Origin of the sequence: Mesorhizobium sp. M7A.F.Ca.CA.004.12.1.1 (assembly GCF_003997835.1) — a bacterium.
In the GTDB taxonomy this organism is placed as follows: domain Bacteria; phylum Pseudomonadota; class Alphaproteobacteria; order Rhizobiales; family Rhizobiaceae; genus Mesorhizobium.
On the sequence record NZ_RZRK01000631.1, the window covers coordinates 1 to 3,638 of the forward strand.

General features: G+C 64.4%; 1 protein-coding gene. It reads left to right on the forward strand.

What is annotated here, in order from left to right; all coding sequences use genetic code 11:
* Nucleotides 1–3,454 (forward strand): glutamate synthase large subunit (gltB, locus tag EN984_RS26540; RefSeq protein WP_127384065.1); only part of this gene is annotated, 3,454 nt, incomplete at its 5' end.
* Between the last annotated feature and the right edge of the window lie 184 nt (nucleotides 3,455–3,638).

The window sequence follows — 3,638 nt, forward strand, 5'->3', positions numbered from 1 at the left end:
GCCGGTGCCCGAGGAGAAGATCGTCAAGAAGTGGCGGCTGCAGCCCGGCCCGATGCTTCTTATCGACCTGGAGAAGGGGCGTATCGTCTCCGACGAGGAGCTCAAGTCGGAGATCGCGACCAAGCATCCCTACAAGACCTGGCTCGCCAACACGCAGCTCATTCTCGAAGATTTGAAGCCGGTCGAGCCGCGCGCGCTGCGCAAGGATGTCAGCCTGCTCGATCGCCAGCAGGCATTCGGCTATAGCCAGGAAGACACCAAGCTGTTGATGTCGCCGATGGCGACGACAGGCCAGGAAGCGGCGGGCTCGATGGGCACCGACACGCCGATCTCGGCGATGTCGGACAAGTCGAAGCTGCTCTACACCTACTTCAAGCAGAACTTCGCCCAGGTCACCAACCCGCCGATCGATCCGATCCGCGAGGAGCTGGTGATGAGCCTGGTGTCCTTCATCGGGCCGCGGCCCAACATCTTCGACCTGGTCGGAAATTCGCGCCGCAAGCGGCTCGAGGTGCGCCAGCCGATCCTGACCAATGGCGATCTCGAAAAGATCCGTTCCATCGGCCACACCGAGGACCGTTTCGACACCAAGACGATCGACATCACCTATGGCTCGGCCGAAGGGGCCGCGGGCATGCAGGGCGCCATCGACCGGTTGTGCGAGCGGGCGGAGGCGGCGGTCGCCGGCGGCTACAACATCATCATCCTGTCCGACCGCCAGGTCGGGCCGGACCGCATCGCCATCCCGGCGCTGCTGGCTACGGCCGCGGTCCATCATCACCTGATCCGCAAGGGGCTGCGCACCTCGGTCGGCCTCGTCGTCGAATCCGGCGAGCCGCGCGAAGTGCATCATTTCTGCTGCCTTGCCGGCTATGGCGCCGAGGCGATCAATCCGTACCTTGCCTTCGACACGCTGCTCGACATGCACAAGCGTGGCGAACTGCCGAAGGAAGTGGACGCCTACGAGGTCGTTTCGCGCTACATCAAGTCGATCGGCAAGGGCATCCTCAAGGTGATGTCCAAGATGGGCATCTCGACCTACCAGTCTTATTGTGGCGCGCAGATTTTCGACGCCATCGGCCTGAAGACCGATTTCGTGCAGCAATACTTCACCGGCACCGCGACGCTGATCGAAGGCGTCGGGCTGGACGAGATTGCGGCAGAGACGCTCAGCCGCCACAATGACGGTTTCGGCAACGACCCCGTGCTGCGCAACAGCCTCGAGGTCGGCGGCGAATACATGTTCCGCATGCGGGGCGAGGCGCATATCTGGTCGCCCGACGCGGTCGCCACCTTGCAGCACGCCGTGCGCCAGGGGTCGTGGGAAACGTTCAAGGACTATTCCGCCCAGATCGACAGCGAGACGGCCCGCGCCCAGACCATTCGTGGCCTGTTCAAGATCAAGCTGGCCGGAGAGACCGGCCGCAAGAAGGTGGCGCTCGACGACGTCATGTCAGCGGCCGACATCGTCAAGCGGTTCTCGACCGGGGCGATGTCGTTCGGGTCGATCTCGCGCGAAGCGCATACCACGCTGGCGCGCGCGATGAACCAGATCGGCGGCAAGTCGAACACCGGCGAGGGCGGCGAAGAGGCCGACCGCTATCTGCCGCTGCCTGGCGGCGGCAAGAACCCCGAACGCTCGGCGATCAAGCAGATCGCCTCGGGCCGTTTCGGCGTCACGGCCGAATACCTCGTCAATTCCGACATGATGCAGATCAAGGTGGCGCAGGGTGCCAAGCCCGGCGAGGGCGGCCAGCTGCCCGGCCACAAGGTCGACGCGACCATCGCCAAGGTCCGGCATTCGACGCCGGGCGTCGGCCTGATCTCGCCGCCGCCGCATCACGACATCTATTCGATCGAGGATCTGGCACAGCTGATCTACGACCTGAAGAACGTCAATCCGGCGGCCGACGTGTCGGTCAAGCTGGTGTCGGAAGTCGGCGTCGGCACGGTTGCGGCGGGCGTCGCCAAGGCACGCGCCGACCACATCACCATTTCGGGCTATGATGGCGGCACTGGCGCCTCGCCGCTGACCTCGCTCAAGCATGCCGGCAGCCCATGGGAAATGGGCCTTGCCGAGACGCACCAGACGCTGGTGCTGAACGGCTTGCGGTCGCGCGTCGCGCTGCAGGTCGACGGCGGCTTGCGCACGGGGCGCGACGTTATCATCGGTGCGCTGCTTGGCGCCGACGAGTTCGGCTTCTCGACCGCGCCGCTGATCGCGGCCGGCTGCATCATGATGCGCAAGTGCCATCTCAACACCTGCCCGGTCGGCGTCGCGACGCAGGATCCGGTGCTGCGCAAGCGCTTCAAGGGCACGCCCGAGCATGTCATCAACTTCTTCTTCTACGTGGCGGAAGAGGTGAGGGAGCTGCTCGCCGAGATGGGTTACACCCATATCGACCAGATCATCGGCGACAGTGATCTTCTGGAGAAGCGCGACCTGATCGTGCACTGGAAGGCGCGCGGGCTCGATTTCTCGAAGATGTTCTTCAAGCCGGATGCGCCGCATGAGGCGGTGCACTGGACCGAGCGCCAGAAGCACCCGATCGACGACGTGCTCGACCGCAAGCTGATCGAGCTGGCAAAGCCTGCGCTCGAAAGCAAGCTGCCGGTCAAGATCGAGGTCGATATCCGCAATGTCGACCGCTCGACGGGCGCCATGCTGTCGGGTGAAGTGGCCAAGCGCTTCAAGCACAAGGGCCTGCGCGAGGACACCATCCAGGTGAAGCTGACCGGCACTGCCGGCCAGTCCTTCGGCGCCTTCCTGGCGCGCGGCATCTCGTTCGAGCTTGTCGGCGCCGGCAATGACTATGTCGGCAAGGGCCTGTCGGGCGGCCGCATCGTCATCCGGCCGCCGGAAGAGGCCAAGATCGTCGCCGCCGAGTCCATCATCGTCGGCAATACGGTGCTCTATGGCGCCACCGAGGGCGAGGCCTACTTTGCCGGCGTCGCCGGCGAGCGTTTCGCCGTGCGCAATTCGGGCGTCGCCGCCGTCGTCGAAGGCGTCGGCGACCATGGCTGCGAGTACATGACGGGCGGCATCGTCGTCGTCATCGGCAAGACCGGCCGCAATTTCGCCGCCGGCATGTCGGGCGGCGTCGCCTATGTGCTCGACGAGGCGGGCGATTTCGCCGAGCGCTGCAACATGGCGATGGTCGAGCTGGAGCCGGTTCCGGAAGAAGACGATCTGATGGAAAGGCTGCTGCACCATGGCGGCGACCTCGATCACAAGGGTCGCGTCGACGTCTCCGGCGACATGACCAGCCATGACGAGGAGCGGCTTTACCAGCTGATTTCCAACCATGTGCATTACACCGGGTCGGTGCGCGGCCGCGAGATTCTCGACGACTGGACGATTTTCCGGCCGAAGTTCCGCAAGATCATGCCGGTCGAATACCGCCGCGCCCTGATCGAGATGGAACGCATGCGCATGGGCGTCGCGGCGGAATAGGCTTTGCAATTGCCGGGGAGCCCAGGCTTCCCGGCCCATCTTCATCGACAGTTTGACCTCCGGCGCAAGGTTGCCATGGCTGCCTCAAGGGGTTAACGGGTGCGGCGAAAACCGCACCATCTGGACAGCAGGAACTGGACTATGGGCAAGGTAACAGGCTTTCTCGAAATCGACCGGCAGGTGC